The organism is Bacillus cereus, assembly GCF_015071065.1.
GTDB classification, from domain to species: domain Bacteria; phylum Bacillota; class Bacilli; order Bacillales; family Bacillaceae_G; genus Bacillus_A; species Bacillus_A cereus_BA.
The window spans coordinates 978,340-1,002,843 of the sequence record NZ_VOVA01000001.1; the positions used below are offsets into that span (position 1 = coordinate 978,340).

The following is a 24,504-nucleotide window of genomic DNA, read 5'->3' on the forward strand; positions in this document are numbered from 1 at the left end:
CCCGATTGGTGAGGGCTAATAATTAGTGCGTGGGATCTCCCCACACTAATTAAAGTTTCACTTTATCCCCCATTATAACGGAAAACATTTCATACATGCGAACAATTGCTTTATAATAAAAAATAGAAAGTTTAGATTTTTCTTTTTTCTAAATTGTTATTTGTATACCAATCGATGGGAGCGTGTATTATGCCAGTATTCGTCTTTTGTATTATCATCTCATTTGTGTTGTACCTCTTCTACAAAACAAAATTCTTTCGTACAAACCGTCCAATGGAGAAAGGTTGGCTCTCAGGAAAATCCGCAATAGCACTCGGCTTATTCGTCCTATTCTTTGGGATAAACCAATTTTTTTTAGAACTTTCAACTGCCCGCATTATCGTTGGTGTTTTATTTATTTTACTTGGCAGCGCGAGTACCTTTAATGGATTCCGCCAATATAAACATTTTCTACCATTAGCAGTCAAAGAAGCCGAATCTTATAAAACAACGTAAAAAAGCATCAACATTGTGATGCTTTTTTACGTCCCTTAATCTTCAAAATCATATACGCAACAAACGCAGACGGTATATTAAATAGATTGCCTTGCACGTGAAAATGTAATTGCTCTTCTTCAAAAGACATCTGTTTGTATAGTTCTTGCTGAGATAATCCTGTTCGTTTCTTTTTTTCATTTAATCCTTGTAAGTATAAGTATTGAATTGGTATCATCACAAGGAAATAAAAGAGTGCGATACCACCAAAAAAGAGTACTCCTGATGACATATAGCATACCACCTTCCGACATCTATTTTCTTATAATACAGTTATAACATAGTATAAACTCTAATTAAATCAATATTCTGTTTTTTAACTGTATAATTACTTCATCACATATATATCCTGCTACTCCTTTGCTTTTCCGCTAAAACCCTTCCACATCTTTAGCAATAGCTTCAAAACCCAATAAAACAAAAAAGATGGAACAAACCAAAGCGATTTGTTCCATCTTTTTATTTATCGATCAATTGCACCATAAGTAATGCTTTCCCAACAACATTACCTTCATGATGCACTTCTACATCAACCTTACCAAATTTACGCCCAATTTCTAATACTTTCGGATGAACTGATACAACATTATCAATTTGAACTGGCTTTACGAAATAAATGGTTAAGTTTTCAACAATTAAATCGCTCTTCTTCTGCGCACGAATGACGCGGTTTGTTGCTTCTGTCACAATTGTTGTGAATACACCGTAAGATAACGTCCCAATTGAATTCGTCATTTGTGGCGTCACTGAAAATTGATACAAATGCTCATTTTTTGCTTCTTTCGGCGTCATAAATTGATTCGTTACAATGTCATCAATTGTTTCCCCAACTTGCGGTTGGCGCTGAATCATTTGCAGCGCCTGAAGTACATCTTGACGACTAATGATTCCTTGCAATTTATTTCCATCCTCCACAACAGGAAGCAATTCAATACCTTCCCACACCATCATACGTGCTGCAGCTGCGACAGAAATCTTTCCATTTACCGTAATAGGATGTTTCGTCATCACTTTATCAATCGGTGTATCTTTCGCAACACCAATCATATCTTTTGAAGTTACGATACCTAACACCTTTTTATTTTCATCAACAATTGGATAACGTCCATGCATCGTCTCTTCATTATACGCATGCCATTGCTGGACTGTATCATTTGGCTTTAAATATAACGTTTCTTCAATTGGCGTCAAAATATCTTCAACGAGTACAATTTCTTTCTTAATAAGTTGATCATAAATTGCACGGTTAATTAACGTTGCGACCGTAAATGTATCATAACTACTCGAAATAATTGGCAACTTCAATTCGTCTGCTAATTTTTTCACATGCTCTTCTGTATCAAATCCACCTGTGATTAATACGGCAGCCCCTGTTTCTAATGCTAATTGATGTGCATTCGTACGGTTCCCAATAATAAGCAAGTTCCCAGCTTCTGTATAGCGCATCATCGCTTCTAATTTCATAGCCCCAATAACGAATTTATTTAACGTTTTATGTAGTCCTTCTCTGCCCCCAAGTACTTGACCCTCGACAATGTTAACGACTTCTGCATATGTCAGTTTTTCGATATTCTCTTTCTTCTTTTGCTCAATTCGAATTGTTCCGACACGTTCAATTGTACTAACATACCCTTTATTTTCTGCGTCTTTAATTGCACGGTAAGCTGTCCCTTCACTTACACTCAAATCTTTCGCAATTTGCCGCACAGAAATTTTATGCCCTACCGGCAGGCTATTAATATGTTCTAAAATTTGATTATGTTTGGTAGCCAAATGGTTTCACCATACTTTCTTTTCCCTAAATTCTTCATGTGTGTATTTTCAGTATACTATATTTCCAAAACTGTTACACTCACTCTTTGTATACCTGTACTATTTTTTTTATAACAAAATAACCCTTACATTCCACCAGTCACTCTATTACAACAATGTAATGCTGTTGTCATCTCGTTCGATAGTTTGTCCGCTCGTTCCAATATACAATTGAGACAAGAAATGAAACAAAGGAGCGAATACATGATGAAAAAATTATTAGAGGTTGTAGGTGCTGTGTTTTTAGCTTTCGTAGATGGAAAAAAAGTTGCGTTGGAATTAAATGAAGCACCTGAACAGCCAATTTCACAAAGAAAAGAATCGCCAAAACAAATACAAACTTTAAAAGCTGTATTACACACGTAAAAAACCCTTCACTTGTCTTTTCAAATGAAGGGTTTCTTTTTTATAATAAAATACTTTCTCCAGCTTCTAATACTTTCCCTGTACAATTTTGTAGCTTTTCTACAAATTGATATGGATCTTGTTCAATAACTGGGAACGTATTGTAATGCATCGGTACAACTGTTTTCGCCTCTATCCATTTTGCTGCTAACACAGCATCTTCTGGTCCCATTGTGAAATTATCACCAATTGGTAAAAATGCTACATCAATATTATTAAGCTCTCCAATTAACTTCATATCAGAGAACAGTGCAGTATCTCCCGCATGATATATAGTTTTCTCTTCTGCTGTAAACAAAATACCAGCTGGCATACCTGTATATGTAATCGTCTTATTTTCTTCATCAATATAACTAGAGCCGTGGAATGCTTGAGTAAATTTCACTTTTCCAAAGTCAAATTCGTGTGAACCTCCAATATGCATTGGATGTGTATTTACACCTTGCCATCCTAAAAATGTTGCTAATTCAAACGGTGCCACAACAACCGCATTATTTTTCTTTGCTAACGCTACTGTATCCCCGACATGATCACCGTGTCCGTGCGATAAAATAATTGCATCAACTTTTACATCTTCAGCATTTAAATCTGTTTTCGGATTTCCCGTTAAAAATGGGTCAATTAAAATAACTTTTCCATTCGTTTCAATCTTTACAACTGAATGCCCGTGATAAGATACTTTCATCATTACATTCCTCCCTATTCACATTCTCATTTTTTATTCTACATGATTTCTCAATTACCTGTCTTTTCTAACATCTATTTACTTGTCATAACGCTTTCATCCGATGTAAAGTTATATTTGTAATTAAATATCTCGGGGGTGCCAATCGATGAATGCTAGATTAGAAAATTTAATGCAATGGCTAAAAGAAAAAAACGTAGAAGCTGCGTTCTTAACTTCTACACCAAACGTTTTCTACATGACGAACTTCCATTGTGAACCACATGAAAGACTACTTGGTATGTTTGTATTCCAAGAAAAAGAACCTATTTTAATTTGTCCTAAAATGGAAGAAGGCCAAGCGCGTAACGCTGGCTGGGCACATGAAATTATCGGATTTACTGATACTGACAGACCATGGGATATGATTGCAAAAGCAATTAAAGATCGCGGTATTGATGTAAATGCAGTTGCCATTGAAAAAGAACATTTAAACGTAGAGCGTTACGAAGAATTAACAAAATTATTCCCAAATGCAGCCTTCAAATCAGCTGAAGAGAAAGTTCGCGAGCTTCGCTTAATTAAAGACGAAAAAGAACTTTCTATTTTACGTGAAGCAGCTAAAATGGCAGATTATGCTGTTGAAGTTGGTGTAAATGCAATTAAAGAAAATCGTAGTGAACTAGAAGTATTAGCAATTATTGAGCATGAATTAAAAACAAAAGGCATCCATAAAATGTCATTCGATACGATGGTATTAGCAGGTGCAAATTCTGCTCTTCCGCACGGTATTCCAGGCGCAAACAAAATGAAACGCGGCGATTTCGTACTATTTGATTTAGGTGTAATCATTGAAGGTTATTGCTCTGACATTACGCGTACAGTAGCATTTGGTGATATTTCTGAAGAACAAACTCGCATTTACAACACTGTACTTGCTGGACAACTACAAGCAGTTGAAGCATGTAAACCAGGCGTTACATTTGGTGCAATTGACAACGCTGCTCGCTCCGTTATCGCAGATGCAGGTTACGGAGACTTCTTCCCACACCGCCTTGGTCACGGACTTGGAATTAGCGTACATGAATATCCAGATGTAAAAGAAGGAAATGAGTCTCTATTAAAAGAAGGCATGGTCTTCACAATCGAGCCAGGTATTTACGTACCAAACGTAGGCGGCGTTCGTATTGAAGATGATATTTACATCACAAAAGATGGATCAGAGATCTTAACGAAGTTCCCGAAAGAATTACAATTTGTGAAATAAGAAAAAAGGTAGCGTGATCGCTACCTTTTTCTATTTCCGCTTTAAAACCATCCTCTCCTCATACTTGCCATCCCATTTAATCACAACCTCTATCGGTTCGTCTTTAGATTGTAGCGCACAACTTATACAAGCAGATTTCATTTCAATCCTCGCCCCTTTATAGTTCTCTGACGCTTTTGTCGTCGTACTAGATGTTTCATAGATAGCAACCTCTAAATTTTTAAATTCTGTATTCCCATCTCCGCCCTTATAGTGAAACGTAAACATTCCATCTTCACTGTCATCCTTAATATGTCCTTTATATTGCCCCGTCCAATTTTTGCTCTCGCCAGAAAATGTAACATATGAACTCGAACAACTTCCTAAAAAGAAAATACTAATAAAAAAGAATAATGCTCTCTTCATACTGCCCCTCCATTCAAAAGCACTTATTTCTTGTCTATTTCTTTCTCTCATTATACTATTAATATACAGAATTTTCTGAATTAGGAGGGTTTACATGTTACAACAACAGTTAGAAGAAATTCGTAATAATAATTACATACTCGATAACACACTCAATATCGATTCTTTAAGTTCAAGTATGCTTCAACATATCGGTGTTACTGATAGCTATTTAAGAGACAAACTCATTTACTCTACCTTTTATCATCTAATCAAGAAGGACTATATTTCACACACCCACTTACAGAAACTATTATCAGAAAGCATCGGTGAAAACTATTTATTTTATAAGATTCATTCAGATGACAACGATGCTGTATTTACCCGTGCATTTACAACATTATTAATTGCGCTCATTATTGATGCTGATACAAAACATAATTTCTTATCACAGACTGATATTTCAAATGTAAAAGATCAATTAATTCTATATATGAACAATGAACATGATTTCCGTGGATATGTGCAAGACCATGGCTGGGCACATAGTATCGCTCATGTTTCAGATACATTTGAAGCGCTTGTTGATAATCCTAAACTAGGAGCTTCACAGTACGAAGAAATACTAACAACTTTATTAAATAAAGTTTGTGTCCATTCCATCTATTACAAGTATGAAGAAGATGAACGTATCGTTTGTCCAATTGTCGTAATGCTGCAAAATGGTCTAGAGGAAGAAGTACTCATATTAGCCCTTCGTAATCTAGTAGCTCAATTGCAAGTTCAAAAACCGATACTACATATTGACTCGTACGAATTTCTATTCGGAAATATAAAATCTTTCTTACGTAGCTTATTTTTCAGATTGCGTACAATGTCTATATGTAAAGAAACTGAATGCGAAATTGAAAAATTACTACAGGGGCTTCGCCAATATTATTAAAAAAGAAGGCTCCTTAAAAAGTGCCTTCTTCTATCTCACTAATATTAATTTGAAATTTCACGATCCAAACCGAGAAAAGGTGGACAAGAAGCGCAAACGCCATACATGCTCCGCTTAAAAAAGTTAGTATAGGATGCGAATACACGTGCCCTAAAGCATAGGATATCGCCACGAAAAACATTGTTATGTAAATATAAATTGCTCCATGTATTTGCCTCATATAAACCTCCTTTTCCCATATTATAACATAAATTTTCAGATTATTCACATTAATGTATTGTGATCAATATTTCTCAACTGTTACACCTCTAACAGCCGCCTTAATATATGGCGCACCTTGTAAACTTTGTAAATCCTCTGTTTTTCCAGTTACGACCACTCCGTATATTGGTAAGTCTTTTGGTTTGGTGTTTTTTATTTCACTATAGTTTGTCCTAAAATATTCTTGATATCCCCCTTTATTTTCACTTAAAGATTTCATAGAACCAATAAACCCTGCCGAGTTTCCTTTGATATCCTCGTACTCGTCTTCCTTCTTATCAGCATAACTACCCTCAAAACCAAAAATATTCATTGATACCTCTGCATTTAATACCTCTCCGGTTTCAGGATCTGCTAATCCTGTATATGTATCTGCTTTTTTTTCATCATATGTATCTACCCAAAACCATACAGGCCGTATTCCCTCAGGAAGCATCTTTACCACTTCCTTCGCTGTATACGCCTTATCAAAGGATAATGCTACCTCTGCGACTTTATTCTGCAACTCACTCATTTTCTCCAAATCATTAACATAGTTTAAATACTTTACAAAAGGTAAGTAAAATCGCATTTCTCTTTGCATTGTCTGTCTATTATAATCTTGCCTTGTAGCAAATTCCGATTGTTTATTTACGTTTTCTTCCTCTAAACCTGTATTTCCATTATAATTTTTTTGACTATAACCAAAGATCGAATACTCATAAATTTCATCAATCCATTTAACTGGTTGTCCTTGAATATTTTTATAAGAACTATACATCATTGTACCACTTGCTATTCCCATGCTTAATTTTGTATGTGAATTAAAAATAATATTAGGCCCTTGAACACTCTGTTGCAAATATACTCTCTGATCCATTTCTCGCATACTCTTCTCGTTAAAATAAATTAACAAACTGATACTACCTATAATAAATACTAATGTCACAACTACTGAAATCACGAGATTTCTCCAAAATTGCTTCCTCTTCGCCCTCTTCATCAAAGTCTTCATCTGCTTATCATCCATATTCAAATCAAAGTCCTTCCGACTCATCGCTTCTCCTCCTATACAATTTTTTAAATTGATTTCTGGCGCGGTACAAACTTGTTTTCACTGTTTCTTCTTTCATACTTAATAAAATGGCAATTTCCTTATAAGATAGTTCATATTCGTATTTCAACAGTAAAATATGACGATAATCCTCCGTCATCGTCTCCAATATTTCTTGTACCTCGCCTTGTAGTTCACTTGTCAAAAGCACTTCATCTAATGACTTTTGACCAATAAGAACGACAGATTCAATCGCAATTGGATTTAGTCTTTTTTCTTTCCGGTGTAAATCTCGGTGTTGATTGATCGCAACTCTAAATAACCACGGAGTTAAATGCTCTAACGGTATTTCCTCCATAAGCAACAAAGCTTTATACAATGTATCTTGTACAATATCTTCTGCTTCTTTTCTATCTACTCCAATCTTAATTAAGTATCCAAACACAGCTTTTGATTTCTCTAATAATAATGATTCAAACGTATCATGACTCATTCTGCTCTCCTTTCTATATACTCAACGTTTGAGAGCGCAAAATGTATACAGCTTTTCTAAAAAAATTTCTGCATATAAAAAAGCACACCCTTTTTGATGCGCTTCTCATATAAATCTATTTTAATTTTTTTCATATAAATCACCACTAATAAACTTCGTACCCAATTTCTATCTCTGTTTTAACTTGGCATGGGGCAGAAAAAGGGGTTAACCGCTTCTATGCACGGCTAGATGCTCTCTTCTAGCCAAAAAAGAAGAAGGTTTTACGCCAACTGTTTAAAATACTACTCTAGTATTTCATCGCTTCTTTCACAACATCTTGAATCATAACAACTTCCGTCTTCATATCGACAGCCGGATCATCCTCATCAATACATTCATGCCAAAACTCTAAATGTTTTTTATCAATTTCATGATGAGAATTTTCGACAAGAGTACCACCTTCTCCTTGCACGGAATACCAATATAAGTACTCTTTTCCAGCTCTTATTTCCCGGAAAATTGTCTCTACATACATCTTTTCGTCGTTTAATGTCAAAAGTACTTCTTTCATATTGTCGTTAAGAAACTGCATCCATTCATCTACACGATGACTTTTACCATGCTTCACTTTAAACCTCGTTAGTTCTACATTCATTTTTATTCCCCCGTCCTCTTACGTACAAATAAGCTATATTCTATTGGATTATGAAAACTTAATTTACTAGCTAATTTTTGCGAAGGAATATTGTCTATATTACAATCCCAGCACGGCATTATATGATTTTGTATACAATGTTCAATGAAGCTTGTTGCGACAACTTGAGCTAATCCTTTTCCTTGATGTGCCTCATGCGTAGCAATATCAATTTCAGCAAATCTATTCCCGTTAAATATTGAGACACATTCAGCTACAATCATCCCATCTTGTTCTATACAAAAACCAAAGCCACCATTTAAAAACGCTTCTTTTGATCCCCAATACTCTTTGTAATAGTCCTCTGTAAATTCATTGCTTCGTTCTATATCATTTTTATCAATACGTTTAATTCCATATGTATTTTTGCTTAATTCTATTTTTCTATCTTCAAAAACCTCTCTTTGAAATTGAAATGTCATTCTTGGGATTTTCCGAAATGCATTACTAAAGCGCTCTTCAATCATCATTTCCCACTCTTCACTCGAAGTGAACAGTGTAAATCGTTTCTCTGTTTTTTCAATGGCTGTTTTTATATACGAAAATAAATCTTCGTTATAACTTTGGTCTTGAGTGTCACCTAACAAATAATAAATACCATTAGTGGTGACGATTAGTCCTGCTGTTAACTTCTCATTTATAAAAATCTCACCATTTATGTTTTGATCACAAACTGCATACGCAAAAGTTGTTGTTCGTTGATTCTCTTCTAAAAGTGAACTTACTTTATCGTATTCTTCAATCTGTAACCTTCTCATACGACCTCCACAATTACTGTATCCGCCTCTACATTTTCAAAACAAAGATTTACCGTCCTCTTTAATGCTCTCGTTCTATGAATTGTACCTGCTGGAATTAAAATAGAATCATTCGACTTTAAAACTGCTGTCTCTCTATCTTGAAAATCGATAAGTAATTCTCCCTCTAACACAATGAATAATTCATCCGAATTAGAATGGTAGTGCCAATCATATTCACCAGTAAATACGGCGATTCGTAAGCAATGACTATTTACATTTGAAACGACAAAGTTTTTATGCTGGTCTTTAATATCTTTTGTTAATTCTAATAGATTTACTGTTTCCATAGTTCTCCACACCCAATCCCCTCTATCGACTTTCACTTTCCGTTTAATTCCAAATTATCACAAAAATATACATTGTAACAAGCGATATCCCTCGTAAAGTTTTATTTACTTTTTGTAAAGTTTTATTTACTTTTTACCTAAAAATGGATATGATAAATGTAACAAATTTACAAAAAGGAGACTTTGTATATTTGATTAAAAATAAAGTGAAACAATTCCGCGTCGTTAGAGACATCACTCAAGAGCAATTAGCTTCCTCTGTTCAAATCACTAGACAATCCCTCATCGCTATCGAGAAGAATAAATACAACCCAAGTTTAGAATTAGCATTGAAATTATGTGAGTTTTTCAGCTGTAAAGTGGAGGATTTATTTCAATTAGATAAAACTGGGGAGGAAAAAGAATGAAAAATACTTTTAATCAAGAATTCATTTCTCATCTTACCATTTTAGTGTTAGGATCGACTTTTCTTTATTTCAATAGTAGTGATGAAGAAAAGATTCGTTCTGTCCTTCTATTCGCTGGCGTATACATACTCTTAGCCTTAGTACTATTAGTAGTGAAACGAATATTCTTTAAGAAAAAAAAGAAAGAGTCCGAGCAATACCCATTACCTGAGATAGATGAAAGAATTGAGAAAATGAGTTTAAAGCTTATGGCACAAATTTTCGGTCTCTCTCATTTAATTGGCTCTGCGATACTATTTGTTTTATATATCACTAATGAAAATTCGACGATACGAGTTGAGTATGCCCTTTATTACTTGTTCGGCATTCTTTTCTTTACAATGATGTTCGGCTTGAAAATTGTAAAGAAGCTTGACAAGTAATCCAAATAAAAGCCCCTCCTTACAAAAGGAGGGGCTTACATATATCTCTATTATGATAAAGCAGGAGCTTTTTCAAGAAGCCCTTTTGCATCAGCGTATTGTAAGCCGTGCGCTTCTGCAACTGCTTCGAATGTTACATATCCATCTAATGTGTTAATACCTTTTAATAATGCAGCGTTGCCTAGGCAAGCTTCTTTGTAGCCTTTGTTAGCAATTTGTACTGCATATGGTACTGTTACGTTTGTTAATGCAAGAGTTGATGTACGTGGAACCGCACCTGGCATATTTGCAACCGCATAATGAACAACACCATGTTTTTCGTAAGTTGGGTTGTCATGAGTTGTAATACGGTCAGTTGTTTCGAAAATACCACCTTGGTCAATCGCAATATCTACAACGACAGAACCTGGTTCCATTGATTGAATCATTTCTTCTGTTACAAGTTTTGGTGCTTTTGCACCTGGAATTAATACCGCACCGATTACAAGATCAGATTCTCTTACAGCTTCTGCAATATTGTATGGATTAGACATTAACGTTTTTACTTGGTTACCGAAAATGTCATCTAATTGACGAAGACGTTCTGCACTCAAGTCAATGATTGTCACATCTGCACCTAAACCAACTGCAATTTTCGCTGCGTTTGTACCAGCTTGACCACCACCGATAATTGTTACTTTACCGCGTTTAACCCCTGGAACACCTGCAAGTAAAATACCTTTACCGCCTTTGTTTTTCTCAAGGAATTGTGCACCGATTTGTGCAGCCATACGACCTGCAACTTCACTCATTGGTGCAAGTAATGGTAAAGAACGATTCTCTAATTGTACTGTTTCGTATGCAATTGATACTACTTTGTTATCAATTAATGCTTTCGTTAATTCTGGCTCTGGAGCTAAATGTAAGTATGTGAATAAAATTAAACCTTCGCGGAAATAACCGTATTCACTTTCAACTGGCTCTTTTACCTTCATAACCATATCTTGATTCCATGCTTCTTCAGCAGTTTCAACAAGTTTTGCTCCAGCTTGTACGTATTTTTCATCTGTAAAGCCAGATCCTACACCTGCACCCTTTTGAACAAAAACTTCATGACCATTGTGTACTAAATGTACAGCGCCCGCTGGCGTCATTGCCACGCGGTTTTCATTATTTTTAATTTCTGTTGGAATACCGATACGCATTATTAGTTCCCCCTTGAGTTATGAAATGACCCCTGAATCATTTTTAAAGCGCTTTCTACACTCTTATATTCTAACATAATATCTCAATATTTGACAAAAAAATAACACAAGTTTTCCGATAGAATTTCTTTTACATAAAAGGGCAGTGTGATTCTTATATATGAAAATCACCTGCCCAATTATTCGAAACCTCACTTTATTTAATTCTATCGATGTCTATGAATAACATCAACAGCGCCTGTTACTTCAATAATCGTACCAGTAATCATATCAGAATCGTCCTCACATAAAAACGAAATGGTTCTTGCGATATCTTCGCCTGTTCCAGATCTACCAATTGGTGTGTTACTATCTTTCAGATTTCGAGCTTCTTCAATCGTCGCTTCTTTCATTTCACCAATTATATCACCAGGGCAAACCATATTCGCAGTAATACCATATTCTGCCTCTTCGTAAGCTACTGTTTTCGTTAATGAAACAAGTCCTACTTTCGCAGCTGCAAAGGCTGAACGATAAATCCATCCAGGTGCGCTATCTGCCCCTTGAAATCCATAGTTAATAATACGGCCAAATTGCTGGTTTCTCATAATCGGTACGACAAGTTTTAATAGATGAAACACCGCTGTTAAATTACCCTGGATCATTTCATTCCATTCGTCTTCTTCGTAATCGACTAATTTTTTCCTTTCAAATACGTAAGGACCAGCATTATTAATTAAAAAGTCAATTTTGCCAAAACGGCTCATCGCTTCTTCTACTATTTTATGTAAATCTTCCTTTTTCGTGACATCAGCTTGCACGAACTGTAGACGTTCTTCCATATTTTTATATGTTTCTTTCATTGTTTCCATAGCACATATATCGCTATGATACGTTACTGTTACCGAATATCCTTTAGCCAATAACCTTTCTGTTACTTGCTTTCCTAAACCTTTCGTACCGGCTGTAATGAGCGCGTGTCTCATAAACATGCCTCCTTTTAAATTCCTATACTTCATATGTAACAAGTTCTCGCTCCAATTACAACTAAAATGAATTGAAACAAAGTTTTCAAAATTCTGTAACGTTTTAACAGGCACATTACCATAATTTGTTTTATAATTAAGTTGTAAACAGTTATAAAAATGATTGGGAGGAATTTACTATGAATAATACATATACAAATATTTTAATTGCAGTGGATGGTTCTAAAGAAGCAGAAAAAGCCTTTAAAAAAGCAATTCAAGTTGCAAAACGAAACAATGCAACATTAACAATCGCTCATATTGTTGATGTAAAAGCATACTCCGCAGTAGAGGCGTATAGCCGAGCAATTGCTGAACGTGCAAATCTATTTGCAGAAGACTTATTAGAAGACTACAAAAAAACTGCGCTTGAAGCTGGCCTTGAAAAAGTGGAAACTGTATTAGAATTCGGTAATCCTAAATCTAAAATTTCAAAAGAAATTGCTCCAAACAATAAAGTGGACTTAATTATGTGTGGTGCAACTGGTTTAAATGCAGTTGAACGTTTCCTAATTGGTAGCGTCTCTGAACATATTATTCGCTATGCGAAATGCGATGTCCTTGTTGTTCGTGGTGATGAGGAGCAAGGTGATCTTTAATTTATAAAAATAAATAGGGTAGGCAAGAGGAAATCTCTTACCTACCCTATTTTTATTTATACTTTAGGAATTCGATAATCCGGGTTATGCTGTTCCCAACCACCTTGTGTATTTACACTAGTATCTCCATCACCATCTACCCAAATTGTGCTCCCATCAGGTAAAACTCTTTCATGGGGTGTTACATGATGAGTATTCGGGTTTTCCTCCGTTGTATACTCTACATCAGTTGCTTCTGGAGCTGATGCTTGTGCTATACTATCACTTTCTACTCCCTCTGCAATTCCATCCGCACCATCCATTATATCAATAACTCCAACTGAGAAGACGCCTACAGCTGCAGCTTTAGCTAATTCTTTTCCTGCTTCTATTGCTTTATCAGTATCTCCTTCTCGTATCGCTTGCACAGTTTCAACTCCCTTTTCTGAAACATGTACAACTCCGTTTCCAATCGTCCTTGCCGTATCCTGAACCGTTCCAATTATTTCTTCATATCCTCGTTTCGCTTGCTGTTTATCATCTGTAATGAGTCCACCTATAGCATCATATGTCCCATCAGCAATATTCCCAACAATTTCTCCAGTTTTAACAGTAGCTTTATTGACCCCTTTTCCAACATCCTTTATGAAATTACTGTTCGTAACTTCTCCTACTGCTTCTATCGCACCGCCAACTACTTCAGCTGTAACTTTAGCTACTGCCCTAGTTGCTAATTTAATTAAACTCATATAGCATCCCCCTTTAATTATTATTACGCAATATTAAATTATAACAATTTTAATTATATATCTGTAGCATACATACTACAAATATATAATGCTATCTTCCTATAAACACGAGATAAGCTACAACAACACTTACAACTGCGAATAAATACGTCTCAATTTCCATTCCTTTCCTTTCTTATTTCCTAACATTACGTTAACATACATTTTTTAGAAACAGACGGACAAAATATATGTGTTTAGAAAAGGAGGATGCTTTATGGGAGATCATGAACGTATTATTTTAGATGTCAACGAGCAAGAAATTGAAATGTTAAATACAATATGCTCACACTTTAAAGAAAAACATGGCGTTGAACTAAGTCATGGTGCGCTGTTTCGAGATTTAATGGATATTGAGTATATTCGTATCACAGAAGATCGACATAAGTATGATTAAGCAATGAAAGAGTAAGCCTAGAGCATATTGCTCTAGGCTTACTTAAATTCACACGAAAAATGTTATAATTAGGAAAAACATTTCAAATATGGAGGGTTCCAAATATGCAATCTGAAAATATAACAAAACATTTTCACACATTACATATGCAAAGAGAGCAATTTCTCCCTAATCTCCATTCACTATCACAAGAACAACTATGGTATAGGAAAGGGAGCGAAAAATGGTCTATTGGTGAACACTTTTATCACTTATATTTAATTGCAAAGATGCTAAAAGTAGCGATTAAATTCTCTTTCACTCTTATCCCTTATGCCAAGCTCAGAAAAAACACCCCATTCGCAGCTGAAATACATGACATTTATGCCGAATATAAAGAAAAACACGGCAAAGGAATGAAAGCTCCTTGGATTTTAATACCTTCGAAAAAAATCTATCACTCTATGAGCGTGAAAGAATTAGAAAAATTACTTTCACATGAAACAGATGAAATAAAAAAACTAGTTCAAAATATAGAAGAAAATATCGCAGGGCATATCGTATTTTTAGACCCCATTGCTCACTATCCTAACCTTATACAATCTATCCAGCTTTTAGCGATACACGAGAAGCATCATTTTATGATTATGAAAAATAATTATGAAATGCTCGGCGACCCTCTAAAAATATAAAAGACTGCTAATATTACCTATCAGCAGTCTCTCATATCTATTTAAGCTCTTGATGCTTCCCACCCATACCACCTGACACATTGCTATTTTGGTGTACAGTTAGTTTATTCGTTTTAGCATCTTTCGAAACTCTATATGTATACGATTCATTTGGTTCATCTTTAAACTGGACATTCATACCGTAAGAACCGATTTTACTATAAAAGGCCGGTTTTATGTATGAAATATCACTTTCTTTATATCCTTTTTCTTGCAAGTGCCACATCGTTGCGATAATCGCTTCTTCTCGCTTTTCTTGTTCACCAACAAACATATATTTGTCCAAAAGAAATACTTTAACATTTGCAATTAAGCTAATTAATAGTAATACGATAAACACTATTTTTTTCATAGATTCCCCTCAATTGTGATTTTTTACTATATCATAACTTAAATACTAATAAAAAAGAAAGTACGCCACCCTTTAACAGAATGGCGTACTTTTCAACTCAATTCCTAATAACTTCTTTAGTTAACCCCTTCGCTTTTTCCAAAGCTTTTTCAATTTGCTCAAACCCTGTTCCACCAGCACTATTACGGCGCTTTACAGCAGCATAAGGTGAAAGAACTTCATATAAATCCTCTTCAAATAGCGAACTCATTTTTTTGTATGTTTCAAGTGGTACATCTAATAAATAGATTCCTTTTTGTGTGCAATGTAGAACTAACTTCCCAACAATTTCATGAGCTTGACGGAATGGTAGTCCCTTGCTTGCTAAATAGTCAGCAATTTCTGTTGCGTTAGAGAAATCTTGCGTCACAGCTTGCCCCATTTTTTCTTTGTTTACAATCATCGTTTCAATCATGCCTGCCATAATATGAAGGCATCCTTCTACTGTTTTCACTGTATCAAACATTCCTTCTTTATCTTCTTGCAAGTCTTTATTGTAAGCGAGTGGTAATCCTTTCATTACTGTAAGTAAGCTAAATAAATTGCCATATACTCTGCCTGTTTTTCCGCGAATGAGCTCAGCCATGTCCGGATTTTTCTTTTGCGGCATAATACTGCTTCCAGTTGCGTATTGATCGCTCATTTCGATAAATTGAAACTCTTGGCTACTCCATAAAATAAGTTCTTCACAAAAGCGTGATAAATGCATCATGAGCATAGATGAGTTACTTAGAAACTCCAGTATGAAATCACGATCGCTTACCGCATCTAAACTATTTTCATAGATTCCATTAAATCCGAGAAGCTCCGCACTATATTCTCGGTCAATCGGGAATGTTGTGCCAGCTAGCGCTCCTGCTCCTAATGGGGAGATGTTAATACGCTTTAATGAATCTTCATAACGATTCACATCGCGCTCTAACATCCAAAAGTAAGCAAGAATATGATGCGCAAATGAAATCGGCTGCGCACGCTGCAAGTGCGTATAGCCGGGCATAATTGTTTCAATGTTATTCTCCGCTTGATGAACAAGAACAGTTTGCAATTGTTTTGTAGCTTTTATAATATCTTCTACTTTTTCTTTTAAATACAAGTGCATATCTGTCGCTACTTGATCGTTACGGCTTCGGCCTGTATGAAGTTTCCCTCCTACTTCACCGATTCTTTCAATTAACATCTTTTCAATATTTAAATGAATGTCCTCCGCTTCGACCGAGAAATAGAGTTTATTTTGTTTCGCTTCCTCTAATAAATATTGAAGCCCTATCTTTATTTTCTCTGCTTCTTCTTTCGTAACGATGCCTTGCTTTGCTAACATCGTTACGTGTGCGATACTCCCTTTTATATCTTGGCTAACCAATTGCTTATCAAAGGAAATAGAAGCTCCGAATTCTTCTACCCACGCTTCCGCTTCTTCTGTAAAACGTCCGCCCCAAAGTTTGCTCACGCTTCCACCTTCTTTTGATTCACTTGGCTGTATACTTTTGTAGGTAAACCGAATAATGAAATGAATCCAACTGCTGCATCATGATTAAATTCATCCTGGGCAGTATACGTTGCTAATTTTTCATCGTATAAAGAGTACTCAGATTTACGTCCTTCTACAATCGCATGACCTTTAAATAATTTCACACGCACTGTACCTGTTACATTTTTTTGCGTTTCTTGTAAGAAAGCATTAAGTGCTTGTTTTAAGGGTGAGAACCATAAACCGTTATAAATTAATTCTGTTAGTTTTTGCTCAATCATCGGTTTGAAATGAGCAACCTCTTTCACAAGTGTTAAATCTTCAAGTTCTTTATGCGCTGTTATTAACGTCATTGCTGCTGGGCATTCATATACTTCGCGTGATTTAATACCGACAAGGCGATTTTCTACATGATCGATACGTCCAACGCCATGTTTTCCAGCAAGTGCATTTAGCGTTTTAATTAATTCTGAAAGTGAATATGCAGCGCCGTTTAAAGTCGTCGGTACTCCTGCTTCAAATCCGATTTCTACAAACTCTGGTTTATTCGGTGTATCTTCTAGTGCCAATGTCATCTCGTATGCTTCTTCTGGCGGCGCTGCCCATGGATCTTCTAAAATTCCACATTCGTTGCTGCGTCCCCATAAGTTTTGATCGATTGAAAATGGGCTATCTAAATTAATTGGAATCGGTATATCATTTTCTTTTGCATATGCAATTTCTTCTTCACGTGACCATTTCCATTCACGTACAGGCGCAATAACTTCTAAATATGGATTCAACGCTTGAATAGAAACTTCAAAACGAACTTGGTCATTCCCTTTCCCTGTACATCCATGTGCAACTGCACTTGCGCCTTCCTGCTCTGCAATTTCAACTAATTTTTTCGCAATAAGCGGACGAGATAATGCAGAGACAAGAGGATATTTCCCTTCGTATAACGTGTGTGCTTGCATCGCTATCAATGCATATTCATTCGCAAATTCTTCTTGAACATCAATCATATATGATTTAATTGCCCCTACTGAAAGTGCTTTTTCTTTTACAAACGCTAAGTCTTTACCTTCCCCTAGATCTAAGCAAAGCGCGATAATATCATAATTCTTCTCTTGTAACCATTTAATTGCAACGGAAGTATCAAGACCTCCGGAATATGCTAACACAACTTTTTTCTTCTCCATTTTGCATCCCCCTAAAGAATAAATATTCATTTTTTCTTATAATAATTCAAACTTTATCACCTTTCATAAAATGAATCAAGGGGAATTTATAAAAATTTTCCAAACAATTTCGTCGAACTTCTTTCTTTTTTTATGTAAAATAGAGGCAGGAAAATGGAGGGTTGTCTATGGAAAAGTATTTTATATACAATGAGCATCTAGGAATTGAAGTACCGAACATACAAGAAGAATGGGGAGACATCTCTGAACAAGCGCAGTATGCTATTTTATTAAAATGGGAGCAAATTCGCGGAAAAATACCTGATCGTATAAAGGAACTTGAGCACCATATTAACGCTAAACAACACCACTTAAATAACGAAGAAGACTTCGAAATTTCTTGCAAGCTTAATTCTGAAATAGCTGATCTTGCTTCAATTATTAACGATCTTTGGCTTTGGTATCGTCTAACCCAAAACGTATCTGAGGGAAAAGCACACCAATGAAAAAAGCATGCCCCTTAATTAATTTGGGTCATGCTTCTTTGTCGTAACAAGCTTTGCAATATATTTCTTGCGCTGTTTTTGCTAAACATACATCAAACGGGCCAACTAATATACTTCTTTCTTTCGGCAACTTTACAAAAGCAACTAGCTCTTCTTCATATTCAATCTTTTTCTGGCATGAAACGCATTTTAATTCTTTTCTTTTAAATATATCTTTTAGCATATCTCTATCATCCCCTTCATCTATCTATATTAATATAATCTCATAACAATTATAATCTGTAAAAAAATCACACATTACAAAGTAAGGTATTCATATACTATGTACAAAAGGGGGACTCAAAATTATGCGCGCTTTCATTATTATCGCTTTAACTTTTTTAAGTGTGATGAGCTGGGATGCATTTATTAAAGATAAAAGTGATGAGAACAATACAACTGAATAAAAAACTATCTTTTCCTACTTACTGGACAAACTAAAAAAACTGTCCAGTTCTACGAAATAGCGTAGGCTTTTCTACAAAAATATTTAAACATAACAAATCATGTAGATTTCCTCCGGTTATTGTCGGTTTCCATCCGCATGCATTTTTTGAAAGTATGATATAATAATATAAATCTTGAAGGAAGGGATTTTGATATCATGATCGCTCGAAGGAGCATGTGGCATCGTATTGACGAATCATACACGTAGCGTATTTTTCAGCTCAGATACTTTAGTCTAGCGAAAAAAAATACGAGAGTGGGGAAATTATGATTGCCCGAAGGATAATTTGGCAAAAAAAAGACTCTTCTTACACATAGCGTTTTGTTTAGGACTTAATTGTTACTAGCTAAACAAAACAAAGAAGAGCAGGATTGCTAAATGACGAATCCTACTCCACGTTTTGTTTAGTCGTTTTAAGACTTAAACTAAAACGAAGGTAGGGAGAATTGATGGACGAGAGGATTATTCGTTATTTCTTCAGCGACATATAGCGTAGTTAGTTTTATGTAAACTAACTGAAGGCTACATGTGAGCTCGTAGTTAGTTTACAACACAAAAGAACTACTAACTACGGAAAGAAGGAATAACGATGAGGAACATCCAAAGTCGACAAATTATTAAAGAAGTTTTTATGGTTTTAATCGGTTCATTTATTTTAGCAACAGCGCTATATCACATTCACTTCCAAAACCACTTAACAGAAGGTGGCTTTGTAGGTATTGCACTATTTATCCAAAATTTTTATGATATTTCACCGTCTATTTCAACCGTATTAATGGATATACCTATTATTTTACTATGTGCTTCATTTTTAGGTAGAAAAATGGTTGGTTATTCATTCCTTGGTTCAATTTCATTCGGAGTATTTTATTCTCTTATGGAAAATTATTCTCCTTTTACGGTAGATTTATCAAATAATTTATTTGTAGCTGCAGTAGTTGGTGGTGCGTTAGCTGGTATTGGACTCGGTTTTATATTGCGATTTGGCGGTGCAACCGGTGGAGACGATATTTTAACAATTATACTAAGTAAACGAACTCGTTTTACGATTGGGCAAATTTTCTTCGTCTTCGACGCGATTGTTCTTGCGCTTTCATTATATTATTTAAATTGGACAGAAATTGCTTTTACTATTCTTTCGATTGCCGTACAGGCAAAAACATTGGATTTAATTTACTATCCAAAAACAGAAAAGAAAGCAGCAAAGCAACCCGTATCTATTCCAATGTCCAAAAAACATGCGACAAACTAAAAAGCGAAAGGCTTCGGCCTCTCGCTTTTTTTATAATTTTTTTTCTTTTTCTAATATGTAGCGTACTTGATAAAACTTATTTGCAAATTCAGTAACATTCCTCGTTAAGCGATAGTTCACTGTAGATCCAATTGCCATTCCAAGTACAGGAATGCCTTGGAATAATTTACGACGAAGAGCATAAATCGAAAATGTCTTCAAAATTTGTTTTAACACAACCTCAGTAGAAGCTGGCTTTAGCACCTCTTCATCGCCTTCATAAAAGAATGAATCTTCTTGCTCAAGTTCTCTCAGCAAATTGTACCATGCATATTGCTGAAGTCTTGCCGGTAGTAATGCTGCATGGAATACTTTTAACGCAAGCATCATTTCATACGGCTTGTTCACATCATGCCCAAATGATGTTGCAATAAGTTGTACAGCCTTCACATTTAACGCAAGCATAACCGGAAAATCAGCCGTTAATAATAATAAACCACCAGCACCCGTTGCTCCGCCTTGTACGAATGAATATAGACGATGACGTGCTGTTTGCTGCTCTGCTATGTATGTTAATTGATCAATAGATAACGCCTTCAAATCTTCAAGTTGCTCAATTGATTCATCAAATAATCTCGACGTTCCTAAAATACGATTACGTGCATCTAACTGTGATTGCGAACTTTGAATAAGTGCATGCAAATGAAAGAGCCATCCATCTGCTTTCGTAAAGATGTCTTTTCGTTTTTTCTCAGGTAGTTTTGCAACTGTAGTATGCAACCACTTATCAAACATCTTTTGAAAATCAGTCGCTTCTTGCTCTACTAATTGCACTTCCCACTCTTTTATATTTTGTAAAATGGCTTGTTCTCGCTTTGATCGCATCGCAACAACCACCTCGTTCGATTTTTTTCTATTGTAACATATTTGCAAATATGCTTGTACATCGCGTGTTCTTTATTTACAGCCTAAGTCCAAGAATCTATCCGAATACATGTTATCAATTTCTACTTAGCTACATTATAATCATCCTTATACAAAACAAATAAGGAGCGATTATACATATGTATCCACGTGCAAAAGCTTTTGGCATTGTTATACATCAAGAGCGACTTCTCGTACAAGAATATCGTACAGGCGACGAAACATATTATCGTCCTCTTGGCGGTTCAATTGAACTTGGTGAGAAATCAGCAGATACCGTTATTCGAGAATTTAAAGAAGAGCTTCATGCAGAGATAGAGGTTACCAATTATTTAGGTTGCTTAGAAAACATTTTTCATCTAGGTGAGGGCTTGGGTCATGAAATCATTCAACTATATTCTTTACGCTTATTAGACACATCACTATATGAAATGGAAATACTTAATATAAAAGATGAACAAATAGCGTCATATGCAAAATGGATTCCCCTCACTGCATTGATTCAAAAGGAAAAAATACTATATCCAGATGGAATTTTAAAATATATACAAAAGAAAAAAGACGAAATCCTTTAGGATCTCGTCTTTTTCATTCATATATTAACCAATATCTCCAAGACGTAATACGTCACGAGCAATCATAACTTCTTCGTCAGTTGGAATTACGATAATTTTTACTGGAGAGTGTGGGAAGCTGATGAATGCTTCTTCACCGAATACGTTATTGCGTTTTACGTCGAAGTATACGCCCATGTACTCAAGGCCTTCTAATACGCGCTCACGAATAATCGCACTGTTTTCACCTACACCAGCTGTAAAGATGATAGCGTCAACGCCTTTCATACGAGCTGTGTAAGAACCGATGTATTTATGGATACGGCTTACAAACACGTCAAGTGCTACTTTCGCACGGTGGTCGCCTTCTTCTTCTTTCGCAATGATGTCACGTAGGTCACTAGAGTAACCAGTAAGACCTAACATACCACTCTTCTTGTTTAATACGCTAACTACTTCTTCTACTGTTTGGCCTGTTTTTTCCATGATGTATGGAATTAACGCAGGGTCAATGTTACCAGAACGTGTACCCATCGTTACACCAGCAAGTGGAGTGAAGCCCATAGAAGTATCAATAGACTTACCGCCTTCTACTGCTGCGATACTTGCACCGTTACCTAAGTGACAAGAAAGTAGGCTTAAGCTTTCAATTGGACGACCTAATAATTCAGCCGCACGCTCTGTTACGTATTTATGAGACGTTCCGTGGAAACCGTATTTACGGATACCAAATTTCTCATAGTACTCATATGGTAAGCTGTATAGGAATGCAGATTCCGGCATTGTTTGGTGGAATGCTGTATCGAATACCGCTACTGCTGGTACGTTTGGTAGTACTTCTTGGAACGCTTTAATACCAACAAGGTTTGCTGGGTTGTGAAGTGGTGCTAAATCGCTTAAGTCTTCGATATCAGCTAATACTTCATCATCAATTAAAACAGAATCAGCAAATTTTTCGCCGCCGTGTACAACACGGTGACCGATACCGCCAATCTCATCAAGAGATTTTACGATTCCGTTTTCAGTTAATTTCTTAAGAAGCATGTTAACTGCTACTGCATGATCTGGGATGTTTGTAATTTCTTTTTGTTTTTCGCCATTTACAGTAATTGTGAAGATACTATCTTCTAAACCGATACGTTCTACTAAACCTTTTGTTAATACTGTTTCACTTGGCATTTCAAATAATTGGAACTTTAAGGAAGAGCTTCCTGCGTTAATCGCGATGATTTTTGACATGTAGTCTTTCGCCCCTTTTTCTCTTGGTAGTTGTGTGGATCATTCCACAAACCGCTCGATTTTATCTAATTAAATTCACTCATTATGAAAACGTTTCATCATTAGTAAATTTTATACTCACGATTTTAATTTAAACATCGTCCGTCATATATTTCAAGTGAAAAAATTGTAACACCAAGAAAAAAAATATATTACAGGTTTCAAAAAAATTCAGTTAAATCTTGTATATATTAAAAAATATTACATATCATATACAACTGTACTACATTAATTACTAACCCTGTTACATATCCCTTGCATTACTTATGTGTTGCAAACCACGTATTTAGTTGATCCATAATGTTCTCCATCGCCTTCATGTTGGAGAATTTAGGTAATTCCACTAATAGTGCCTGTTTCGGCATTATTACATCCTGGCCTTTCTTTTGGAGAACAAATATACTTTTTGCATTTTTCTCGTTTTTAAACATGGAAACAGGTAGCTGTAACAATCCTTGAATAAAACATGTTTCTTTAATGAATGCATGTAGCTTTGGCGCTTGATCACTTTCAAAAATGAAGTTTGGTACTAAGAAGAATAAATACCCGCCTTCTTTCGTATGTTTCACACTTTGTTCAATAAACAAGTGATGCGCATATGACATTCCTTCATCCGCTTTTAATGTATATTCACTTGCACCGATTTCATTTGGATAGTAACCAATTGGTAAATCTGAAATGACCGCATCAACTGGATCGATATAAAGTGGTGCTAGTCCATCTTGATGGAAGAATTCGATTGCATGCTTTTGTAAATTTGCATTTACTAAAGCAAGTTTAATTAACACTTCATCCACTTCTACACCAAATCCACTCATTGCTAGTCCTTCTTTGGCGCTATTAAACACTGTAGTCATTAAGTTACCTGTTCCAATTGCAGGGTCTAACACAGTAATTTCTTTTTGCCCTTGCATAAATTTATGGAATAAGTAGCTCATGAACATTCCAACTGCATCTGGCGTCATTTCGTGATTCGCTTGTACGCCCTCTTTCATTCCTTTTAAAATGGCTAGCTGAAATGCTTTACGAATTTCTTCCCCTTTATATGTTCCTTCATTAAACGTACTATATTCACGATTCAACCTTTCAATTGTTGATTCGGATAATTCCTCTTGTAAAATCGCTCCTTCAAACAAGTTATCACCTGTTTCTACAAGCGCCTCTAAATATGTTACATCTAATTCTTTACGTAAAACTACCGTAGAAGAATCAAAAATAGAAAATAATGTTTCTACTGCCTGACTCACGTACATTCCTCCTTCTCTCTTTTACACATAACTTATATCATACCATAATCTAAATTTTTCCCAAAAGAAAAAGCGACCTCTTGCAAAGAGCTCCCCTTCAAGTTGTTTATGATGTAACGTCTTTTCTCATATATTGGTTCAGTTAACAATACATGAGAAAAAACGACCTCTTCTAAAGTGAAACTTTAATGAGAGGTCGTCTTCTTTTA

The 24,504-nt window shown here is 35.5% G+C and carries 32 protein-coding genes; 12 read left to right on the forward strand and 20 right to left on the reverse strand.

The window, feature by feature from the left end; translation table 11 throughout:
- Window positions 1-189 precede the first annotated feature (189 nt).
- The gene (locus FT637_RS05090) at window positions 190-495 is read left to right on the forward strand and encodes a YtpI family protein (protein ID WP_193645363.1); all 306 of its coding nucleotides are present in this window, start codon (window positions 190-192) and stop codon (window positions 493-495) included.
- 7 nt (window positions 496-502) lie between these two features.
- On the opposite strand, the gene FT637_RS05095 is transcribed toward FT637_RS05090, so the two are convergent.
- Together FT637_RS05095 and FT637_RS05100 are read right to left on the reverse strand one after the other, a co-directional pair.
- Complete coding sequence (locus FT637_RS05095; RefSeq protein ID WP_193645364.1) at window positions 503-766, reverse strand: DUF3949 domain-containing protein; 264 nt, start codon at window positions 764-766, stop codon at window positions 503-505.
- Window positions 767-993: 227 nt separating this feature from the next.
- Window positions 994-2,307: a DRTGG domain-containing protein gene (locus FT637_RS05100; protein WP_193645365.1), complete on the reverse strand. Its 1,314-nt coding sequence runs from the start codon at window positions 2,305-2,307 to the stop codon at window positions 994-996.
- A gap of 243 nt (window positions 2,308-2,550) precedes the next feature.
- On the opposite strand from FT637_RS05100, the gene FT637_RS05105 reads away from it, so the two are divergent.
- Window positions 2,551-2,712 (forward strand): hypothetical protein, encoded by a 162-nt coding sequence (locus FT637_RS05105; protein WP_193645366.1) that lies wholly within the window; start codon window positions 2,551-2,553, stop codon window positions 2,710-2,712.
- A gap of 40 nt (window positions 2,713-2,752) precedes the next feature.
- Here FT637_RS05105 and FT637_RS05110 read toward each other — a convergent pair whose 3' ends face one another.
- Window positions 2,753-3,436 (reverse strand): metal-dependent hydrolase, encoded by a 684-nt coding sequence (locus FT637_RS05110; protein WP_193645524.1) that lies wholly within the window; start codon window positions 3,434-3,436, stop codon window positions 2,753-2,755.
- A gap of 148 nt (window positions 3,437-3,584) precedes the next feature.
- Here FT637_RS05110 and pepQ point away from each other — a divergent pair, with 148 nt between their 5' ends.
- Window positions 3,585-4,682 carry a Xaa-Pro dipeptidase gene (pepQ, locus tag FT637_RS05115; protein WP_193645367.1) on the forward strand — a complete coding sequence of 366 codons (1,098 nt, stop codon included), beginning with the start codon at window positions 3,585-3,587 and terminating at the stop codon, window positions 4,680-4,682.
- Between the two features lie 30 nt (window positions 4,683-4,712).
- On the opposite strand, the gene FT637_RS05120 is transcribed toward pepQ, so the two are convergent.
- Window positions 4,713-5,087, reverse strand: coding sequence for a hypothetical protein (locus FT637_RS05120; RefSeq protein WP_193645368.1), 375 nt, complete (start codon window positions 5,085-5,087; stop codon window positions 4,713-4,715).
- A 94-nt stretch (window positions 5,088-5,181) separates the two neighbouring features.
- Here FT637_RS05120 and FT637_RS05125 point away from each other — a divergent pair, with 94 nt between their 5' ends.
- On the forward strand, window positions 5,182-6,009 hold the full coding sequence (locus FT637_RS05125) for a DUF2785 domain-containing protein (protein WP_193645369.1): 828 nt from the start codon (window positions 5,182-5,184) through the stop codon (window positions 6,007-6,009).
- Between the two features lie 13 nt (window positions 6,010-6,022).
- On the opposite strand, the gene FT637_RS05130 is transcribed toward FT637_RS05125, so the two are convergent.
- The 6 genes from FT637_RS05130 to FT637_RS05155 form a co-directional block, all read right to left on the reverse strand.
- On the reverse strand, window positions 6,023-6,229 hold the full coding sequence (locus FT637_RS05130; protein WP_193645370.1) for a hypothetical protein: 207 nt from the start codon (window positions 6,227-6,229) through the stop codon (window positions 6,023-6,025).
- Between the two features lie 63 nt (window positions 6,230-6,292).
- Window positions 6,293-7,306: an anti-sigma factor gene (locus FT637_RS05135; RefSeq protein WP_193645371.1), complete on the reverse strand. Its 1,014-nt coding sequence runs from the start codon at window positions 7,304-7,306 to the stop codon at window positions 6,293-6,295.
- On the reverse strand, window positions 7,287-7,796 hold the full coding sequence (locus FT637_RS05140) for an RNA polymerase sigma factor (protein ID WP_193645372.1): 510 nt from the start codon (window positions 7,794-7,796) through the stop codon (window positions 7,287-7,289). Before FT637_RS05140 ends, FT637_RS05135 begins: the two co-directional genes overlap by 20 nt.
- Window positions 7,797-8,085: 289 nt before the next feature.
- Window positions 8,086-8,433 (reverse strand): DUF6176 family protein, encoded by a 348-nt coding sequence (locus tag FT637_RS05145; protein ID WP_193645373.1) that lies wholly within the window; start codon window positions 8,431-8,433, stop codon window positions 8,086-8,088.
- A gap of 2 nt (window positions 8,434-8,435) precedes the next feature.
- On the reverse strand, window positions 8,436-9,230 hold the full coding sequence (locus FT637_RS05150; RefSeq protein WP_193645374.1) for a GNAT family N-acetyltransferase: 795 nt from the start codon (window positions 9,228-9,230) through the stop codon (window positions 8,436-8,438).
- Window positions 9,227-9,559, reverse strand: coding sequence for a cupin domain-containing protein (locus FT637_RS05155; protein WP_193645375.1), 333 nt, complete (start codon window positions 9,557-9,559; stop codon window positions 9,227-9,229). Before FT637_RS05155 ends, FT637_RS05150 begins: the two co-directional genes overlap by 4 nt.
- Window positions 9,560-9,702: 143 nt before the next feature.
- On the opposite strand from FT637_RS05155, the gene FT637_RS05160 reads away from it, so the two are divergent.
- Both FT637_RS05160 and FT637_RS05165 read left to right on the forward strand, forming a co-directional pair.
- Window positions 9,703-9,966 (forward strand): helix-turn-helix transcriptional regulator, encoded by a 264-nt coding sequence (locus tag FT637_RS05160; RefSeq protein WP_193645376.1) that lies wholly within the window; start codon window positions 9,703-9,705, stop codon window positions 9,964-9,966.
- A complete protein-coding gene (locus FT637_RS05165; protein ID WP_193645377.1) occupies window positions 9,963-10,388 on the forward strand; it encodes a hypothetical protein in 426 nt (141 codons plus the stop codon). The genes FT637_RS05160 and FT637_RS05165 overlap by 4 nt, the downstream gene beginning before the upstream one ends.
- Window positions 10,389-10,438: 50 nt before the next feature.
- Here FT637_RS05165 and ald read toward each other — a convergent pair whose 3' ends face one another.
- On the reverse strand, window positions 10,439-11,572 hold the full coding sequence (gene ald, locus FT637_RS05170; protein WP_193645378.1) for an alanine dehydrogenase: 1,134 nt from the start codon (window positions 11,570-11,572) through the stop codon (window positions 10,439-10,441).
- Between the two features lie 206 nt (window positions 11,573-11,778).
- The gene (locus FT637_RS05175) at window positions 11,779-12,570 is read right to left on the reverse strand and encodes an SDR family oxidoreductase (protein WP_193645379.1); all 792 of its coding nucleotides are present in this window, start codon (window positions 12,568-12,570) and stop codon (window positions 11,779-11,781) included.
- A gap of 146 nt (window positions 12,571-12,716) precedes the next feature.
- Between FT637_RS05175 and FT637_RS05180 the strand changes: the two genes are divergently transcribed.
- Window positions 12,717-13,175: a universal stress protein gene (locus FT637_RS05180; RefSeq protein WP_002164984.1), complete on the forward strand. Its 459-nt coding sequence runs from the start codon at window positions 12,717-12,719 to the stop codon at window positions 13,173-13,175.
- A gap of 56 nt (window positions 13,176-13,231) precedes the next feature.
- On the opposite strand, the gene FT637_RS05185 is transcribed toward FT637_RS05180, so the two are convergent.
- Window positions 13,232-13,903, reverse strand: coding sequence for a hypothetical protein (locus FT637_RS05185; RefSeq protein ID WP_193645380.1), 672 nt, complete (start codon window positions 13,901-13,903; stop codon window positions 13,232-13,234).
- 256 nt (window positions 13,904-14,159) lie between these two features.
- On the opposite strand from FT637_RS05185, the gene FT637_RS05190 reads away from it, so the two are divergent.
- Both FT637_RS05190 and FT637_RS05195 read left to right on the forward strand, forming a co-directional pair.
- Window positions 14,160-14,339 carry a ProA domain protein gene (locus FT637_RS05190; protein WP_070145106.1) on the forward strand — a complete coding sequence of 60 codons (180 nt, stop codon included), beginning with the start codon at window positions 14,160-14,162 and terminating at the stop codon, window positions 14,337-14,339.
- A gap of 104 nt (window positions 14,340-14,443) precedes the next feature.
- Window positions 14,444-15,010, forward strand: coding sequence for a DinB family protein (locus FT637_RS05195; protein WP_193645381.1), 567 nt, complete (start codon window positions 14,444-14,446; stop codon window positions 15,008-15,010).
- Window positions 15,011-15,047: 37 nt separating this feature from the next.
- Here FT637_RS05195 and FT637_RS05200 read toward each other — a convergent pair whose 3' ends face one another.
- The 3 genes from FT637_RS05200 to FT637_RS05210 all read right to left on the reverse strand — a co-directional run bounded on the left by FT637_RS05200 (window position 15,048) and on the right by FT637_RS05210 (window position 18,089).
- Window positions 15,048-15,401 (reverse strand): DUF3139 domain-containing protein, encoded by a 354-nt coding sequence (locus tag FT637_RS05200; RefSeq protein WP_193645382.1) that lies wholly within the window; start codon window positions 15,399-15,401, stop codon window positions 15,048-15,050.
- Window positions 15,402-15,498: 97 nt separating this feature from the next.
- On the reverse strand, window positions 15,499-16,887 hold the full coding sequence (gene argH / locus FT637_RS05205) for an argininosuccinate lyase (RefSeq protein ID WP_193645383.1): 1,389 nt from the start codon (window positions 16,885-16,887) through the stop codon (window positions 15,499-15,501).
- On the reverse strand, window positions 16,884-18,089 hold the full coding sequence (locus FT637_RS05210) for an argininosuccinate synthase (protein WP_193645384.1): 1,206 nt from the start codon (window positions 18,087-18,089) through the stop codon (window positions 16,884-16,886). The genes argH and FT637_RS05210 overlap by 4 nt, the downstream gene beginning before the upstream one ends.
- A 167-nt stretch (window positions 18,090-18,256) precedes the next feature.
- On the opposite strand from FT637_RS05210, the gene FT637_RS05215 reads away from it, so the two are divergent.
- On the forward strand, window positions 18,257-18,574 hold the full coding sequence (locus FT637_RS05215) for a radical SAM protein (protein ID WP_193645385.1): 318 nt from the start codon (window positions 18,257-18,259) through the stop codon (window positions 18,572-18,574).
- 28 nt (window positions 18,575-18,602) lie between these two features.
- Here FT637_RS05215 and FT637_RS05220 read toward each other — a convergent pair whose 3' ends face one another.
- On the reverse strand, window positions 18,603-18,797 hold the full coding sequence (locus FT637_RS05220) for a hypothetical protein (RefSeq protein ID WP_193645386.1): 195 nt from the start codon (window positions 18,795-18,797) through the stop codon (window positions 18,603-18,605).
- A gap of 853 nt (window positions 18,798-19,650) precedes the next feature.
- Here FT637_RS05220 and FT637_RS05225 point away from each other — a divergent pair.
- Entirely contained in the window at window positions 19,651-20,313 is a 663-nt protein-coding gene (locus FT637_RS05225; RefSeq protein ID WP_193645387.1) for a YitT family protein, read from the forward strand.
- A gap of 30 nt (window positions 20,314-20,343) precedes the next feature.
- On the opposite strand, the gene FT637_RS05230 is transcribed toward FT637_RS05225, so the two are convergent.
- Window positions 20,344-21,177, reverse strand: a complete 834-nt coding sequence (locus tag FT637_RS05230; RefSeq protein WP_193645388.1) for an EcsC family protein — start codon at window positions 21,175-21,177, stop codon at window positions 20,344-20,346.
- 179 nt (window positions 21,178-21,356) lie between these two features.
- Here FT637_RS05230 and FT637_RS05235 point away from each other — a divergent pair, with 179 nt between their 5' ends.
- On the forward strand, window positions 21,357-21,791 hold the full coding sequence (locus FT637_RS05235) for an NUDIX hydrolase (protein ID WP_193645389.1): 435 nt from the start codon (window positions 21,357-21,359) through the stop codon (window positions 21,789-21,791).
- Between the two features lie 24 nt (window positions 21,792-21,815).
- Here the strand turns inward: FT637_RS05235 and ackA are convergent, their stop codons facing one another.
- Entirely contained in the window at window positions 21,816-23,009 is a 1,194-nt protein-coding gene (gene ackA, locus FT637_RS05240) for an acetate kinase (protein WP_193645390.1), read from the reverse strand.
- 299 nt (window positions 23,010-23,308) lie between these two features.
- On the reverse strand, window positions 23,309-24,295 hold the full coding sequence (locus tag FT637_RS05245; RefSeq protein ID WP_193645391.1) for a class I SAM-dependent methyltransferase: 987 nt from the start codon (window positions 24,293-24,295) through the stop codon (window positions 23,309-23,311).
- Window positions 24,296-24,504: the final 209 nt, after the last annotated feature.

What these genes read in the sequence shown, in the direction of transcription:
- FT637_RS05175 (WP_193645379.1), bottom strand. Translation starts at nt 12,570, where the DNA reads ATGAAGTATAGGAATTTAAAAGGAGGCATGTTTATGAGACACGCGCTC.
- FT637_RS05210 (WP_193645384.1), bottom strand. Translation starts at nt 18,089, where the DNA reads ATGGAGAAGAAAAAAGTTGTGTTAGCATATTCCGGAGGTCTTGATACT.
- FT637_RS05190 (WP_070145106.1), top strand. Translation starts at nt 14,160, where the DNA reads ATGGGAGATCATGAACGTATTATTTTAGATGTCAACGAGCAAGAAATT.
- FT637_RS05110 (WP_193645524.1), bottom strand. Translation starts at nt 3,436, where the DNA reads ATGAAAGTATCTTATCACGGGCATTCAGTTGTAAAGATTGAAACGAAT.
- ackA (WP_193645390.1), bottom strand. Translation starts at nt 23,009, where the DNA reads ATGTCAAAAATCATCGCGATTAACGCAGGAAGCTCTTCCTTAAAGTTC.
- FT637_RS05165 (WP_193645377.1), top strand. Translation starts at nt 9,963, where the DNA reads ATGAAAAATACTTTTAATCAAGAATTCATTTCTCATCTTACCATTTTA.
- FT637_RS05145 (WP_193645373.1), bottom strand. Translation starts at nt 8,433, where the DNA reads ATGAATGTAGAACTAACGAGGTTTAAAGTGAAGCATGGTAAAAGTCAT.
- FT637_RS05215 (WP_193645385.1), top strand. Translation starts at nt 18,257, where the DNA reads ATGGAAAAGTATTTTATATACAATGAGCATCTAGGAATTGAAGTACCG.
- FT637_RS05090 (WP_193645363.1), top strand. Translation starts at nt 190, where the DNA reads ATGCCAGTATTCGTCTTTTGTATTATCATCTCATTTGTGTTGTACCTC.
- FT637_RS05230 (WP_193645388.1), bottom strand. Translation starts at nt 21,177, where the DNA reads ATGCGATCAAAGCGAGAACAAGCCATTTTACAAAATATAAAAGAGTGG.
- FT637_RS05135 (WP_193645371.1), bottom strand. Translation starts at nt 7,306, where the DNA reads ATGAGTCGGAAGGACTTTGATTTGAATATGGATGATAAGCAGATGAAG.
- FT637_RS05120 (WP_193645368.1), bottom strand. Translation starts at nt 5,087, where the DNA reads ATGAAGAGAGCATTATTCTTTTTTATTAGTATTTTCTTTTTAGGAAGT.
- FT637_RS05195 (WP_193645381.1), top strand. Translation starts at nt 14,444, where the DNA reads ATGCAATCTGAAAATATAACAAAACATTTTCACACATTACATATGCAA.
- FT637_RS05125 (WP_193645369.1), top strand. Translation starts at nt 5,182, where the DNA reads ATGTTACAACAACAGTTAGAAGAAATTCGTAATAATAATTACATACTC.
- FT637_RS05105 (WP_193645366.1), top strand. Translation starts at nt 2,551, where the DNA reads ATGATGAAAAAATTATTAGAGGTTGTAGGTGCTGTGTTTTTAGCTTTC.
- FT637_RS05095 (WP_193645364.1), bottom strand. Translation starts at nt 766, where the DNA reads ATGTCATCAGGAGTACTCTTTTTTGGTGGTATCGCACTCTTTTATTTC.
- FT637_RS05180 (WP_002164984.1), top strand. Translation starts at nt 12,717, where the DNA reads ATGAATAATACATATACAAATATTTTAATTGCAGTGGATGGTTCTAAA.
- FT637_RS05220 (WP_193645386.1), bottom strand. Translation starts at nt 18,797, where the DNA reads ATGCTAAAAGATATATTTAAAAGAAAAGAATTAAAATGCGTTTCATGC.
- FT637_RS05155 (WP_193645375.1), bottom strand. Translation starts at nt 9,559, where the DNA reads ATGGAAACAGTAAATCTATTAGAATTAACAAAAGATATTAAAGACCAG.
- FT637_RS05200 (WP_193645382.1), bottom strand. Translation starts at nt 15,401, where the DNA reads ATGAAAAAAATAGTGTTTATCGTATTACTATTAATTAGCTTAATTGCA.
- FT637_RS05185 (WP_193645380.1), bottom strand. Translation starts at nt 13,903, where the DNA reads ATGAGTTTAATTAAATTAGCAACTAGGGCAGTAGCTAAAGTTACAGCT.
- FT637_RS05140 (WP_193645372.1), bottom strand. Translation starts at nt 7,796, where the DNA reads ATGAGTCATGATACGTTTGAATCATTATTATTAGAGAAATCAAAAGCT.
- FT637_RS05130 (WP_193645370.1), bottom strand. Translation starts at nt 6,229, where the DNA reads ATGAGGCAAATACATGGAGCAATTTATATTTACATAACAATGTTTTTC.
- FT637_RS05150 (WP_193645374.1), bottom strand. Translation starts at nt 9,230, where the DNA reads ATGAGAAGGTTACAGATTGAAGAATACGATAAAGTAAGTTCACTTTTA.
- FT637_RS05160 (WP_193645376.1), top strand. Translation starts at nt 9,703, where the DNA reads ATGGATATGATAAATGTAACAAATTTACAAAAAGGAGACTTTGTATAT.
- ald (WP_193645378.1), bottom strand. Translation starts at nt 11,572, where the DNA reads ATGCGTATCGGTATTCCAACAGAAATTAAAAATAATGAAAACCGCGTG.
- FT637_RS05235 (WP_193645389.1), top strand. Translation starts at nt 21,357, where the DNA reads ATGTATCCACGTGCAAAAGCTTTTGGCATTGTTATACATCAAGAGCGA.
- FT637_RS05225 (WP_193645387.1), top strand. Translation starts at nt 19,651, where the DNA reads ATGAGGAACATCCAAAGTCGACAAATTATTAAAGAAGTTTTTATGGTT.
- pepQ (WP_193645367.1), top strand. Translation starts at nt 3,585, where the DNA reads ATGAATGCTAGATTAGAAAATTTAATGCAATGGCTAAAAGAAAAAAAC.